Source organism: Niallia alba (assembly GCF_012933555.1).
Lineage (GTDB): Bacteria > Bacillota > Bacilli > Bacillales > Cytobacillaceae > Niallia > Niallia alba.
Genome location: NZ_JABBPK010000001.1, coordinates 4,627,968 through 4,640,385, shown reverse-complemented (window position 1 = coordinate 4,640,385; position 12,418 = coordinate 4,627,968). Strand labels below are relative to the sequence as shown.

The following is a 12,418-nucleotide window of genomic DNA, read 5'->3' as shown; positions in this document are numbered from 1 at the left end:
TCAAGGGAATGAAAGCCAGATTTAAGGCAACCCTCGAAAAAAGTGGCGTTCATAAAAGAAATGAACCCCACTTTTAAGGCAACCCTCGAAAAAAGTGGTGTTCATAAAAGAAATGAACCCCACTTTTAAGCTAACCTCCGAAAAAAGTGGGGTTCATCAAGAAAATGAAAACCAGATTCAAGGCAATCCTTGAAAAAAGTGGCGTTCATAAAAGAAATGAACCCCACTTTTAAGGCAACCCTAAGTAAAAATGACCTTCATAAAATCTCAGTCCCCATACCTACGCCAAAAAATCCCGAAGCATCACGCAATGTCTCGGGATTTTTCAAATTTAATTCTCTTTCGAACCTGTATTAGCTCTTCGGATAAAGAACGATAGAACCAATGCAACACTAGCAATAATCGTTGCCACAATAAAGGCGTCGTTAATGCCGCTAATCGTAGATGCTTGTGCTGCTTTTCCATAGATAGTGGAAATAGCTAAGGTTTGGCCAGCTCCTGTTGGTAATCCAGTAAGGCCTGCTAAACCTTGACCCAGCTGTGCAAACTTCTCTGCGATATAGGGATTTGCTGAAGAGATAATATTGTTATAGTTATCTAAATGAAAGGCTGTGCGATTTGTCATGACTGTAATTAAAAAGGCGGTACCGATACTTCCTGCTACAGTTCTTGCTGTATTGGAGACAGCAGTACCGTGGCTTGTTAAGCTTAATGGAAGTTGATTCATTCCTTCTGTCATAACGGTCATCATAATAAAGGACATACCAAACATCCGGAAAATATGAAGCATCATTAAATGGGAATAGGATGTTTGCATCGTTAATTGTGTGAATCCCCATGTAGTGAGCACCGTAATAATTAAACCGATAATTGCAAGCGGTCTGGCGCCAAAGCGGTCAAAGAGTTTTCCAGCAATCGGCGACATAATCCCCATGATAATCGCACCTGGTAACATTAATAATCCGGAATCTAGTGCAGTGAATCCGCGGATATTTTGCAAGTAAATTGGTAAAAGCAGCATTGCTGCAAACATTGCCATATTTACAATCATGCTTATTAATGTTGTTAAAGTAAAGATACTATATTTGAATACACGTAAGTCGACCATAGGAGCATCGGTTGTAAGTTCTCTCCAGACGAACAGGCATAAGAAGATAACACCAATTATTAGAGAAAGAACGACAACTTTGCTGTCCCAGCCGTTATTCCCAGCCTCACTAAATCCGTAAAGCAAGGAGCCTAGACCGACTGTACAAGTAATAAAGCCGATTGTATCAAAGACTGGATTTGAAACTTTTGTTACATCTTTCATCCATGCAATTGCGATAATTAAATCGAGAATACCAATTGGAATTACAAGCTCGAATAACACTCTCCAAGAATAGTGACCAATTAACCAGCCTGATAACGTTGGACCGATGGCAGGGGCGAAAATCATTACAACACCCATGATCCCCATTGCTGTTCCGCGTTTTTCTGGCGGGAAAATAATTAAAAAGACGGTCATTAAAAGTGGCATTAATAAACCTGCACCTGCTGCTTGGATGATGCGTCCGATTAATAGCATCGAAAATCCAACAGAGGTAGCACAAACAACAGAACCAATCGTAAAAGCGGAAATCGCCGCAATAAGTAATTTCCTTGTGCCTAGTTTATTAATCAAAAATGGGGTGATTGGAATAAACACGCCATTTGTCAGCATATATCCAGTGGATAGCCATTGGACCGTGCTTGTTGATACATTTAAATCATTCATAATATGTGGAATTGCCACATTTAATAAAGTCTGGTTAAGAATCGCAACAAACGCACCTAGCATTAAGGCGACAATTACTTTGCTGCGGTTTATTTCTTCGGTAGTTTCTAATGGTTTATAAGGAGCTTTTGTCTTGGATTCTTTAGCTTCAGCTAGGTGATCCTCTTCGTCCGCTATTGCTTTATTAGATTCCATAGCTTCGGCTACGCCATCTTCTATGTCAGGCTTCGCTTTATCAGCTTCCTCATTCATAGCCTCCGCGTGTTCTCCCATATCAACTTCCTTAGACGGTTTTACCGGTTCCACCATATCCGCTTTTTCAAGGGATGACGGAATGTCGTTTTCCCTCTTAGCATCTTCTATTACGCTGTCTGGTTTAGCTACTGTCTTCTTTTTTCGTAAAAAAAGATTGATGATTAGTAGGAGAAGTAGGCTTCCTATAATATAGCTTGTGATGTAAGTGGTCATATCCATCACCTACTTATGAATTCTTACGGAAACGTTCATACCTGGGATTAGTTTTAGACCGCCGTAGTTATCAATAGAGATTGTTACGGGAATAACTTGTGTTTCTTTTGTATAGTTTCCTGAGCTGTTGTTGCTTGGCAGAAGGGAGAAGGTGCCTGCTGTTGCAAGTCCTAGACTGTCTATTTTCCCTGTTAATACGGTATCTGGGTAAGCATCGATATATAAATCTACTTCTTGGCCGACTTTTACTTTGTTGATGTCTGTTTCATCGACATTTGCAGTAACCCAAAGATTGTCTAAATCATAGCTTTTGGCAAGGGAAGTTCCTGCTGCGATAAAGGTATTTGGCACAGCGCTTGATTGCACAATCGTGCTGTTGTCAGGAACGGTAATAGGCATATCAGTTGTACCTGTTTCTGTTACAACTTCTACAGTACCAATCTTTTGATTTTTGTTAAAAGCGGTACCTGTTTCGCCTTTCCATTCTGTTAATTTTCCAGTTGCTGGTGAAGCGATGCTGATTTGTTGTCCCGCGATTTGGGCATTATCTGTTTTAATATAGGATACGGATTGATCGTAGAAGTAATAGCCGGCGAATCCTCCGCCAACTAAAACGATTAAAAGGATAATATTTAATAAGATCATGCGTTTATTATTCATTGTTGTTCCTCCTCGGTTTCCATTAAAATGGCTAATATTTTCCCATTTAGTTCTAGGATTTTGGTTATTTCTTCTTCTGGAAGCTGCATAACTTCTCTCACTTTGTTAGCTAGAATGGACGTGCCTGCGAAATATTGTTGCATGACTTGCTGTCCTTCTTCCGTTAGTTGGATATTGACAGATCGACGATTTTCTTCAGGAATGGTTCGTTCGATTAATTCGCGTTGGGATAGTCGATCGATAATACCGCTAACGGTGCTTTTAGTTAAAGATAATTTTGTAGCTAATTCTCCTATGCCGATGTTGGGCTGGAAATAAATCCTGTACAGTGTTTTAAGTTGTACTGCTGTTAGATCTAATTTTTTCGCATCAAGTTGAACTAAGTGGTTGTAGGCTTTGTTAATGCGAGCATAAGAGCGGATTAATTCATTGTTTAACGACCCGTTCATCTGAATAATTCTCCCTTCCATATTGTTTTTATAGGAACTGTTCGTATACGAACTATTGGATTGTCGCATATTTTTTGCTGGAAGTCAACGGTTTTAATAAGGAGAAGAAATGGATTATTGTTGGTAATATTTCGAGGAGGATTACGGCTAGAAATACTACCATTGTCTGCTTTTACAATCCCTCCTTTTCTTTATAAAACTCCTCTGCAAATAAAGCTAGAAAAGCATCAACTACTAGTGGGTCAAATTGTTTTCCTTTATTGTCTTTAATTTCTTCAAGGATAGTTTCTAATTGGAGTTCTTTTCGATAGACTCGTTTGGAAGACATTGCGTCGAAACTATCTGCTACTGCCACAATGCGGGCGACTAATGGAATTTCTTCGCCTTTTAAACCTTTTGGATAGCCTTTTCCATCAAAGCGCTCGTGATGGTATAACACAATATCTAATATGCCACTATTTTTATAATGTCTAACGTGTTTAATGATTTCAAATCCCTTTGTCGTATGTGTTTTGATTAATTTATATTCCTGTTCTGTTAATTTTCCCGGCTTAGTCAAAATATGCTCTGGTATGCCTATTTTCCCAATATCGTGAAGTAGTCCGCCAATATGAATGACCTCACATAAATAATGGGGTAAATTCATTTTTTGGGCGATCTTCATTGCGTATTTTGCCACATTTTTCGAATGGTGCATGGTATAGGAATCTCTAGAGTCGAGTGCGTTAGAAAGTACTTTTGTTAAAGCTAAATTATCTTCAAGCACCCTTTGGACTCGAGACATAAAAGCTACAGAAATGAACGTAATGAGAAGGTAGGTAAATAAATAGATAATAAAGGTACTGAAAGATGCGGATGGTTCGGGGAGAAAGAAAAATCTACAAGTAACCACCAAAAAAGTTAACAGGAAAATCACCCAAATGGGGCTACTGTAAAAGCCTATCCCCAAAAAAATAGTGCATAAAATGTATAAAACAAAATAGTTATCTTGATTTTCAAGAATAAAACGATTCAAAACGATACTAACAAATAAGAGAATAAAGAAATAATAACGGAAATAAGCAAAATTATTCCAAAATCGCCGATGCATAAAGACCCCCCATTACTACAATCGTAAGAAACTTCTTTTATCCCACTTCTTAACGGACAGTAAGACTTCCACCTCAAGCTTATGAAAATAGGTGGGAGATTAACTGTCCGTTAAGGTCACTAAACAGCAGTGGGGATGAAGCGGAAGCCCCGCTACTGGAAGTTTCACTTTATTGAAAGCATTCCCTAATATTCCTATTTAATAAGCCGGAGGAAAGAGAAATATTTTCTAAATAAACGTTCATACTAACAATAAATGAATAATCTCTGGGGTGATCAGATGAATGAGCAACAGCGTTCTATGTTTGATAGATTAGTTTCCATTCAAGAGAAGTATACAAAAGAAGCACAAACGTATTGGAGTATGTATTCCAATTTGGATACATGGCAGTTTTGGGTGGCAGTACTGATGTTAGTTGTTCCACTGGTCGTCTTGTATTTTACGATTGACCGCAAACGTATTTTTATTATTGGATTCTTTGGATTTGCCGTGCATATGTTATTTTCCTATGTAGATGCAATAGGTATTCGCTTCGGTTTATGGGCATACCCATATCAGTTGCTACCGTTTTTGCCGAGCTTCTCACTGGATGGTTCCATTATTCCGATAGCCATTATGCTAGTCTATCAGTGGACATTGAAGCATGGTAAAAATTTTTATCTTTATGCAACCATTTTAGCGGTCATCTTTGGCTTTGGTTTCAAACCATTGTTAACAAGTCTCGGGTTATTTGAACCATATAAATGGGTTAATTATTTCTATATCTTTTTGATTTATTGGTTTCTATATGTTGGTGGATATTTAGTGACAAAATTATTTACTAAGTGGCAGGAAGGATACGAGTAATTTATCTATTTTGGGCAAGGATAAGAATGGACAATTAGTATAGATTGGAGTTATTAGATGCTCGTTCTTATCCTTATTGTAATCTTATTTAATGGGATTGCTTTTTTTATTCCTAAACGTTTGACGCCTATTGAAATGTTGACAACTACATTATTTGCAATGTTCCTTCAACTAATAACAGATACCTATCTTGATTTGAAATATGATTTATATGGATATTTTAGAAGATTGGGAGAGTTTCATTTATATTTTGGGAATTTATCCGACGATTAATGTCATTTTTTTGAATTATTTTCCGTATAAAGAAGGAATGAAAACAAAGATAATCTATGTCTTCATCTGGGGAGTCATTGCGATGGTGTATGAAACCATCTTTATATGGAGTGGTACTTTTTATTTGAATGGCTGGAAGCAAATTTATTCAGTTTTCACCTACCCTGTTCTTTATGTGATGCTAATGCTCTTTCATCAATTTTCGGTAAAGATGATAGAAAAAAGCACAAGAGATAGATGCAAATAGTCAGCCTAATATTGGTATAATGAATGAAAGACTAGATATTAGGGTGGTTTCTGATGACAATTCTTATTTTTATATTAGCTGGTTTAGCTGAAATTGGTGGAGGCTATCTCATCTGGCAATGGCTGCGAGAGGGAAAGTCTTATTATTGGGGGATTTTTGGAGGAATATTGCTCGTATCATATGGGATTATTGCGACCTTTCAATCGTTTATGTCATTTGGAAGAGTGTATGCTGCTTATGGCGGCATTTTTATCGTTCTGTCTGTTTTGTGGGGATGGGGAATAGATCGAAAAACACCAGATATTTATGACTGGATAGGTGCAGGGGTTTGTTTAGTGGGGGTAATGATTATGGTCTTCGCACCTCGTCACTAGATGATAGGAGAGCTATTTTTAGAAGTTTATTTTTGTATATCCACAGTTGAATCCTCATTCGCTAATGGGGGAATTTATAGGAGAGTTCGTATAAGTAATTCTCCTACTTTCATTGATAAATCCTCAGCGATTATTATTTCCTCTTTTAATAATGGGCAACAGCTTTTAGAAAAAGTTTTTTATAAAACTTGATGTATATCAAGTAAAAAAAACTCCTTTCTCTTTACAATAAAGGTGTAAAAAGAAGGAGGAAAAGAAAATGTCTAAAGCTGTTTTTCAATTAGAGCCACTTACATGTCCATCTTGTATTAAAAAATTGGAAGGGATTCTCCATAAAACAAGTGGAGTTGTTTCAGCAAAAGTATTATTTAGCTCCAGTAAAGTAAAAGTTGAATATGATTCCCATATTTTAGAGACTCAACAAATAAAAAATATCCTATGTAAAATAGGTTATTCTGTCTTAGCTGTAAAGTAGGTGGATAGAAGATGAACAAACATAAGAATCATTACATGATAATTTCAGGGACACTAATTTTAGTTGGGATGATAACGGGAATGCTGGGGAAGGAGACGGGAAAAGGTTACTTTCTAATAGTGGCTGCTGTCATTGCTAGTATACCAATTGCAAGGAAAGCTTTCCTTGCATTACGAATGAAGGCATTTAGTATTGAATTATTAGTAACCATTGCTGTCATTGCAGCCCTTTTTATAGGGGAATATGTAGAAGCATCTATTGTTGCTTTTCTGTTTCTATTTGGCGCTTTTCTGGAAGTTCGTACATTGGAAAAAACGCGATCAAGTCTAAAGTATTTAATAAATATGACCCCACAAAAGGCAACGGTAATAAGGGATAAAAGGCAAGTGGAAGTATCAGTAGAAGAAGTGATAAAAGGGGACCGAGTTATATTACGCTCTGGTGGGCAAGTTCCTGTGGATGGAAAAGTGATCACTGGAAAGGCATTGCTAAATGAAGCGGCAATTACCGGAGAGAGTATTCCTGTAACGAAAAAAACTGGAGATACCTTATATAGCGGTACGATGGTAGATAGCGGTTATCTGGAGATGCTTGCAGAAAAGGTTGGTGATGATACTACCTTTGCCAAAATTATTGAATTAGTAGAAGAAGCGCAAGAATCGAAAACAAAAACGGAGAAGTTTTTAGATAGATTTGCACAATTATATACACCGGGAGTGGTTTTGCTAGCAATTATCGTTTATGCCATTACAAGAAATCTTCATTTAGCCATTACTTTGTTAGTGATTGCCTGTCCTGGGGCATTGGTTATCGGAGCTCCTGTATCAAATGTGGCGGGAATTGGCAATGGAGCAAGAAATGGCGTTCTCGTCAAAGGTGGGGAAGTAATGGAAATACTTTCAAAAGTGGATATATTAGTGTTTGATAAAACGGGAACATTGACAAAAGGGAAGCCGGAAGTAACTGACATAAAAACCTTTGGAGAGATAAGCGAGAATGAAATTTTACGTTTGGCTGCAGAAGCAGAAAGCGGTTCTGAACATCATTTAGGAAAAGCGATAGTAAAAGAAGCATTCACAAGAAGATTAGTATGGAACCAAGTACCTAATACGATAGAGATTATAAAAGGAAAAGGAATTAGTGCTAAAGTAGAAGGTTTTACGGTCGTCATTGGCAATCGTTCGATGATGCTTGAATCTAGCATTGAAATGACAACAGGTGTTATCCAATATGCAGTAGCACGTGAAAACCTTGGAAATACTGCTATCTTTGTGGCTGTGAATGGAGGAATAAAGGCAGTAATTTCTGTTGCTGACCAAATAAGAGAAGATGCGGTTACTTCTTTACAAGAATTAAGAGCAGATGGGATTCGCAAAGTAGTCATGTTAACGGGTGATAATCAAGCAACAGCCAAAATAGTGGCAACTCAGCTTGGAATAGAAGAGTATCATGCGGAATTATTACCAGAAGATAAAGTAGAAATGATAAAAGCATTACAAAGGAAAGGACATATGGTAGCCATGGCTGGCGACGGTATTAACGATGCACCTGCTATTGGAACGGCAAATATCGGAGTGGCAATGGGAGAGGGAGGAACCGATGTTGCCATGGAAACGGCTGATATCGTATTAATGGCTGATCGATTGTCCCAACTATCCCATGCATATGCTTTATCAAAAGCAACGATTCGCAATATGAAAGCAAACACGTATTTTGCAGTTGGGGTAGCGTTTATTTTATTAATGGGTGTCCTGCTCGATTATGTTCATTTGGCTTCGGGGATGTTTATTCATGAAGCAAGTGTGCTAATTGTTATTTTACATGCGATGAGATTAGTGCGCTTTAATAAGACAAATAGAAAGGTCCCAATAGTAAGTAGCAAGGAAAGTCATGCTAAACATGCTTAAATTACTTGGTGAAATGGTAGAATAGGAGGAGGAGGGGTGCGGCATGCCGAGCAAGCAGCAATCTTGTGATCATACTTTTAAATGCAATCATTCAACAGAATCTATTCATTCTTGTGTATCATCGGTGCCTATTTTCAATCATTTAGAAAAAGAACAAATGGCAGAAATTATGGATATGGTGCAATCACTAATCTATAAAAAAGGAGAAATCCTTTATCATGCTGGTGATCCATCCGACTCTTTATCTATTGTCAATAAAGGAAAAATAAAAATTTACCGTTTATCAGAGTCTGGGAAAGAACAGCTTATTCGTATTTTGCATCCTGGTGACTTTACAGGCGAGTTAGCGTTATTTACAGAGACAATCCATGAAGCATACGCAGAAGCAATGCTGGAGACACATGTCTGTATCATCAAGCGTGCGGATTTACACACATTATTATTACGGTATCCAACGATTTCTTTCAAAATTTTGGCAGAATTTGCTGCCCGTTTAGAACAATCAGAAAAGCAAACAACCAATCTCGCAACAGAAAAAGTGGAAAAACGAATCGCTCTTTATTTGATAGAGTGTTTAGGCGAAGGAAAAGATCTAAAGCAACCGCAAGAAATCAAGCTACCAATGACAAAAAAAGATTTAGCCTCCTATTTAGGAACCACACCTGAAACAATCAGCCGTAAATTATCCGATTTTGAAGAACAAGGATATATTGAACAAAAACCACAAAACAAAATGAAAGTTTGGGGACATGCCCTTGCCGAATTAACTCGGTAAATGGCGTGTCCTTCTGTTTTCTAAAAAAATAGTTCTCCCCACGGAAAGCGAAGTTATGCAGGCTACGGGTAAATAGCCACAAACTTTACGAAAACAACCTTTTCTTAACATGAAATCGCAAGAGATGAGACAAAATACAGTTATTAACAATCCATTTTTTCAGCAAGAATTACAACAAGAAAATAGGGTGATGAAAATTAAATTAATGCTTAAGGCCTTTTTAGATAATATAACATTAATAATTACATTTATGTTTTTGGTACTGCAGCTAAAAGAATACCTTGTATTGCGTTATAAAAATATTCTCAAGTATATGTGGGCTTTACCCATTGTTGTTAGTCTACTAAGTATAGGTGTAATGTGGGAGCCACTGATATATGGGGAAGTACGCTTAGATTTACGAGGTGTTCCTATTTTCTATATTTCTTATTTATTGGGCTGGAAATATGGATTAATTTCCACTTTCTTACCAGCTCTATATCGTTATCATCTAGGTGGAACAAGTGTTTTACAAGGAATTTTCCAGGCCATCATCCTTCCATTTGCAATAGGAGCTTTTTTTCAGAATAGGAAATGCTATAATCCGCCATATTCCATTCTAAATATTAGGCATATGTTAAGAGCGTTTAACTGTTATCAGGTTATAAGATTTTTCCTTATTCTTCAGACGACCAATGTATCGTTTATTACAGTCATTTGTCTGATATTATTTGAGATAGCTGCTGTTCTTTGCATTTTTTTTATGCAAAATGATGTAAGCAGAAAGCTATTATTTCGGAAAGAACTAGAATATCATTCAAGGCATGATAGCATGACCAACTTATATAATCTGCGTTTTTTTCGAACAAATGTTGAAAAATTAATGGGAAGTAATGTACCTGTTGTCATCGCCATGATGGATGTAGATTATTTTAAAAAATATAACGATACCCATGGTCATCCAGCAGGTGATGCAGTTCTGCGCACTATTGCCCAGCTATTAAATGACTCTATGAGAAAAGAAGATGTTTTTGCCCGATATGGTGGAGAGGAATTTATTATTTGTTTTACAAACATAACGAATATGCAAACAGCTGTAAACATTGCTGAGCGATTTCGCAAAAATGTGGAGGATTATCGATTTTTTGGAGAAGAAACCCAGCCAGATGAAAAAGTAACCGTTTCCATTGGATTAGGAGGTCTATCCGATGGCAAATCATTAGATGAGTTAATTAAAGAAGCAGATCAAATGCTATATAAAGCAAAGAAAACAGGCAGAAATGTTGTAGAATGGAACAGTTCCTCTTAGGGTGGGGGACTACCATTCGTAATGGGGGAAATGGGCGCAAGGTGTTTATTCTCAAAAAGAAAAGACAATCCCATCTATCGAGTGAAAAATGATGGAATTGTCCTATAATAAATATTCGTATATCGTTTACTTGTGAGAATCATTTGCAAAGACCGACTCCAATTCTTTCATTAATAATTCTGCGCCTTCCTTGCTTAACACAAGCTTTCCGTTACCAAAACTGATGTTATCGGGTGAGACTTCCCCAGTAATCGCACATTCTTCAAACGCTTTATACTTCTGAAAGACGATTTTTTCCCCTTCGACAAAAATTTCCAAAGGATCCTTAATTTCAATTCCTAATGTTCTTCGCAATTCTCTTGGAATAACAATACGTCCTAATTCATCTACTTTTCGAACAATTCCTGTGCTTTTCATACTTTTTCCCTCCCCATACATTTTTTTAATATATATCCTATATTTTAACATACCGATTACGGAATGAAAGAAAAATATTTTGAAATAAAGGTAAATAGATGGAGCAAATCACTAGAATTTGTTACTAGATATCCTCTATACTTTGTAGATGAGGAAATCTTTTCCTAATTTAGAGAAGGAGGAAATCATTCATGTCTACAACGATTCCACAAATCACACTTAATGATGGTCTTGTTATTCCTGCAATTGGCCTTGGTACCTATAATTTACGAGGAGCGTCTGGCGTTCAGGCAATAACCTCAGCGATTGATACGGGCTATCGTTTACTAGATTCTGCTTTCAATTACGAAAACGAAGGAGCACTAGGAGAAGCTGTTCGCCGCAGCACAGTAAGCAGAGAACAGTTATTCATAACTTCCAAACTTCCAGGTCGACACCACCAGTACGACAAAGCACTCTACACCATCCAAGAATCACTTTACCGCACAAAGTTAGATTATTACGACTTATTTCTTATTCACTGGCCAAATCCCAAAACAGATTTATACGTAGAAGCATGGCAAGCATTAATTGACGCAAAAAAATGGGGTCTCATCCGCTCTATTGGCGTATGCAATTTCCTACCAGAGCATCTCGAACGCTTGAAAAAAGAAACTGGCGTACTGCCAAGTATTAACCAAGTAGAACTACACCCATTTTTTTCACAAAAAGAACAACTAGCCTACGACAAAGAAAACGGCATCGTAACCGAATCATGGAGCCCACTCGGCCGAGCAAACAATGTATTAGAAAACGAAACCATTCAACAAATAGCAGAAGCACACGGAAAATCAATATCCCAAGTCATCCTCAGATGGCACACCCAACTAGGAGCATTGCCAATTCCAAAATCAAGCTCCCCACAACGCCAACGAGAAAACTTAGAAATATTCGATTTTACACTGACCGAAGAAGAAATGAACAAAATTTCTAGTCTTACTCGTGCAGATGGCCGGATTGCCGATCAAGATCCAGCTGTTTATGAGGAGTTTTGAGGTAGGCTGACTTAAGGAGTGGGGAATTGGGCGGTAGTTGAGGGTATTCGCGGGAAAATGGTTATGTATTTGGGCGGAGTTTGGTGGGAATTAGCTAGAGCATGGGGGAAATCAGCCAAAGCATTGTTATATCAGCCAAACTAGGGAGGAAATCAGCCAAAGCATGGATATATCAGCCAAACTAGAGAGGAAATCAGCCAAAGCATGGATATATCAGCCAAACTAGAGAGGAAATCAGCCAAAGCATGGATATATCAGCCAAACTAGAGAGGAAATCAGCCAAAGTATGGATATATCAGCCAAACTAGGGAGGAAATCAGCCAAAGTATGGTTATATCAGCCAAACTAGAGAGGAAATC

The 12,418-nt window shown here is 37.6% G+C and carries 14 protein-coding genes; 9 read left to right on the top strand and 5 right to left on the bottom strand.

Annotated features, from left to right (window positions below; translation table 11 throughout):
• Positions 1–331 precede the first annotated feature (331 nt).
• The 4 genes from HHU08_RS22050 to HHU08_RS25260 form a co-directional block, all read right to left on the bottom strand.
• Positions 332–2,224: a DHA2 family efflux MFS transporter permease subunit gene (locus HHU08_RS22050; protein WP_169189349.1), complete on the bottom strand. Its 1,893-nt coding sequence runs from the start codon at positions 2,222–2,224 to the stop codon at positions 332–334.
• Between the two features lie 9 nt (positions 2,225–2,233).
• A complete protein-coding gene (locus HHU08_RS22045; protein WP_169189348.1) occupies positions 2,234–2,884 on the bottom strand; it encodes an HlyD family secretion protein in 651 nt (216 codons plus the stop codon).
• On the bottom strand, positions 2,881–3,333 hold the full coding sequence (locus HHU08_RS22040; protein ID WP_169189347.1) for a MarR family winged helix-turn-helix transcriptional regulator: 453 nt from the start codon (positions 3,331–3,333) through the stop codon (positions 2,881–2,883). The genes HHU08_RS22045 and HHU08_RS22040 overlap by 4 nt, the downstream gene beginning before the upstream one ends.
• A gap of 172 nt (positions 3,334–3,505) precedes the next feature.
• Complete coding sequence (locus tag HHU08_RS25260) at positions 3,506–4,099, bottom strand: HD-GYP domain-containing protein (RefSeq protein ID WP_328823053.1); 594 nt, start codon at positions 4,097–4,099, stop codon at positions 3,506–3,508.
• Between the two features lie 603 nt (positions 4,100–4,702).
• Between HHU08_RS25260 and HHU08_RS22030 the strand changes: the two genes are divergently transcribed.
• From HHU08_RS22030 to HHU08_RS22000, 8 genes are all read left to right on the top strand, one after another.
• Positions 4,703–5,269: a CBO0543 family protein gene (locus HHU08_RS22030; RefSeq protein WP_169189743.1), complete on the top strand. Its 567-nt coding sequence runs from the start codon at positions 4,703–4,705 to the stop codon at positions 5,267–5,269.
• A gap of 57 nt (positions 5,270–5,326) precedes the next feature.
• Positions 5,327–5,542 (top strand): hypothetical protein, encoded by a 216-nt coding sequence (locus HHU08_RS25255; RefSeq protein ID WP_224427924.1) that lies wholly within the window; start codon positions 5,327–5,329, stop codon positions 5,540–5,542.
• The gene (locus HHU08_RS25810; protein WP_318010507.1) at positions 5,472–5,789 is read left to right on the top strand and encodes a CBO0543 family protein; all 318 of its coding nucleotides are present in this window, start codon (positions 5,472–5,474) and stop codon (positions 5,787–5,789) included. The genes HHU08_RS25255 and HHU08_RS25810 overlap by 71 nt, the downstream gene beginning before the upstream one ends.
• Before the next feature lie 53 nt (positions 5,790–5,842).
• Complete coding sequence (locus HHU08_RS22020; protein WP_169189345.1) at positions 5,843–6,163, top strand: YnfA family protein; 321 nt, start codon at positions 5,843–5,845, stop codon at positions 6,161–6,163.
• 259 nt (positions 6,164–6,422) lie between these two features.
• Positions 6,423–6,638, top strand: a complete 216-nt coding sequence (locus tag HHU08_RS22015; RefSeq protein WP_016203316.1) for a heavy-metal-associated domain-containing protein — start codon at positions 6,423–6,425, stop codon at positions 6,636–6,638.
• An 11-nt stretch (positions 6,639–6,649) separates the two neighbouring features.
• A complete protein-coding gene (locus HHU08_RS22010) occupies positions 6,650–8,545 on the top strand; it encodes a heavy metal translocating P-type ATPase (protein ID WP_169189344.1) in 1,896 nt (631 codons plus the stop codon).
• Between the two features lie 43 nt (positions 8,546–8,588).
• Positions 8,589–9,320, top strand: coding sequence for a Crp/Fnr family transcriptional regulator (locus HHU08_RS22005; protein ID WP_205835676.1), 732 nt, complete (start codon positions 8,589–8,591; stop codon positions 9,318–9,320).
• Positions 9,321–9,444: 124 nt separating this feature from the next.
• Positions 9,445–10,608: a diguanylate cyclase gene (locus tag HHU08_RS22000; RefSeq protein WP_235678872.1), complete on the top strand. Its 1,164-nt coding sequence runs from the start codon at positions 9,445–9,447 to the stop codon at positions 10,606–10,608.
• A 126-nt stretch (positions 10,609–10,734) separates the two neighbouring features.
• On the opposite strand, the gene HHU08_RS21995 is transcribed toward HHU08_RS22000, so the two are convergent.
• Positions 10,735–11,025 carry an AbrB/MazE/SpoVT family DNA-binding domain-containing protein gene (locus tag HHU08_RS21995; RefSeq protein ID WP_016203311.1) on the bottom strand — a complete coding sequence of 97 codons (291 nt, stop codon included), beginning with the start codon at positions 11,023–11,025 and terminating at the stop codon, positions 10,735–10,737.
• Positions 11,026–11,216: 191 nt separating this feature from the next.
• Here HHU08_RS21995 and HHU08_RS21990 point away from each other — a divergent pair, with 191 nt between their 5' ends.
• Positions 11,217–12,059, top strand: a complete 843-nt coding sequence (locus HHU08_RS21990) for an aldo/keto reductase (protein WP_016203310.1) — start codon at positions 11,217–11,219, stop codon at positions 12,057–12,059.
• Positions 12,060–12,418 lie beyond the last annotated feature (359 nt).